Source organism: Vibrio sp. Vb1574 (assembly GCF_033338675.1).
This window is the reverse complement of record NZ_JAWOTC010000343.1, coordinates 1-1,159: the sequence shown is the minus strand read 5'-3', so window position 1 is coordinate 1,159 and position 1,159 is coordinate 1. Positions and strand designations below refer to the sequence as shown.

Below are 1,159 nucleotides of genomic sequence, written 5' to 3'. Positions count from 1 at the left end.
GATGGAGCGCTTGCCCCTAAACGTGGTACAAAAGCGCATACTGAATATTTACAATGGATGCACTTTGCAGAAAGCTCCGCTATTTTGCCGATGCTATTGAAAATATTCATCAGTAAAGAGCCGAACTCGATGCAGTTTTTGCCTGCATACGCCGACAAAGAAGCAATGAATGTATTGAGCTACTTCGAACAAGCGTTAGAAGGAAAAACCTACCTCGTAGAAGAGCGATTGACGGGTGCAGACATCATGATGTCTTTCATCGTTGAGTTAGTACAGATGTTTGGCCTAGCAGAACAATTCCCGAATATGGTTCGTTACGGTAAACAACTTGCGACGCACCCTGCTTTCGAGAAAGCCGAACAAATTGAAGTGAACTACGCTTAATTTAATCGTCCCTTTGAGGCTTGGATTGAAGACAAATAACGTTGTCTCAATCGCATCAAAGGGACGTTTTTTATCGAAATAGAGCGCAAGTATTTATTTATAAATTCAATCATTCATACCTCTTCTATCCCTACCAATTATTCTTGATAATTGCTAATAAATCCTAAGATAAATCAACAACTAAAATGTAGTCCAATTCTGATTTCTGTGACTTTTCGGCCATAGTCACCACCTATTGAATTGATAAGCATTATCAGCTTTAACCTCATGACTTTCCGTAATAATCTTCCTTTCAGATTCTAAGGTTTTGATGAATCCCTGGAGGGAAATAAGAATGACAAACAAAAAGCTAACTACTGCGGCAGGTTGCCCAGTTGCTCATAACCAAAACGTGATGACAGCAGGCCCACGTGGCCCTCAACTCCTACAAGATGTCTGGTTTCTAGAAAAGCTAGCGCACTTTGATCGTGAAGTGATCCCTGAGCGTCGTATGCACGCAAAAGGTTCTGGTGCGTACGGCACATTCACCGTGACTCACGACATTACAAAATACACTCGTGCAAAAATTTTCTCTGAGGTTGGTAAAAAGACCGAGCTATTTGCTCGCTTTACGACCGTTGCTGGTGAGCGCGGCGCAGCGGATGCAGAACGAGACATCCGTGGTTTTGCCCTAAAGTTTTACACCGAAGAAGGCAACTGGGATTTAGTCGGCAACAACACGCCAGTCTTCTTCTTACGTGACCCGTTGAAGTTCCCTGACCTCAACCACGCGGTG

1 protein-coding gene and 1 pseudogene are annotated in these 1,159 nt (G+C 43.3%); both read left to right on the top strand.

Features of this window, described 5'->3' with window-relative positions:
* On the top strand, positions 1 to 384 hold a 384-nt coding region (locus R7O12_RS26055), incomplete at its 5' end, for a glutathione binding-like protein (protein WP_318126948.1).
* A gap of 334 nt (positions 385 to 718) precedes the next feature.
* Positions 719 to 1,159: pseudogene (gene katA / locus R7O12_RS26050) on the top strand (catalase KatA); the annotation flags it as partial.